Origin of the sequence: Streptomyces sp. NRRL S-87, from assembly GCF_000719335.1 — a bacterium.
Classification (GTDB): Bacteria; Actinomycetota; Actinomycetes; order Streptomycetales; family Streptomycetaceae; genus Streptomyces.
Map to the genome: position 1 here is coordinate 1 of NZ_JOGB01000177.1, position 538 is coordinate 538.

A 538-nucleotide genomic window follows, 5' to 3' on the forward strand; every position below is an offset into this window, starting at 1 on the left:
CCTGGTGGTGGACCGGCACGGGGGGCTGGCGCCGGTGGGGGTGCCGGGCGAGTTGTGGATCACCGGGCCGGGGCTGGCCCGTGGTTACCTGGACCGTCCGGAGCTGACCGCGGACCGGTTCGTCACCACGCACCTGACGCCCGAGCCGACCCGCGCCTACCGCACCGGTGACCTGGTGCGCTGGCTGCCCGACGGCACCATCGAGTTCCTCGGCCGGATCGACAACCAGGTCAAGATCCGCGGGCTGCGCATCGAGCTCGGTGAGATCGAGGCGACCCTGACCGGGCATCCCGACATCGCCCTGACCACCGTGGTCGTCCGCGAGGACACCCCCGGCGACAAGCGCCTCACCGCCTACTACACCACCCAGTCCGCGGCCGCCCACACCGCCGCCGACCTGCGCACGCACTGCCGCCGCCAGTTGCCCGACTACATGGTCCCCAACCACTTCGTGCACCTGGACAAGATCCCCACCACCCCCAACGGAAAGGTCGACCGACGCGCCCTGCCGATCCCCGCGCAGGCCGCCCCCACCACC

1 pseudogene is annotated in these 538 nt (G+C 72.1%); it reads left to right on the forward strand.

What is annotated here, in order from left to right:
* Positions 1-538: pseudogene (locus IF43_RS37510) on the forward strand (AMP-binding protein); the annotation flags it as partial.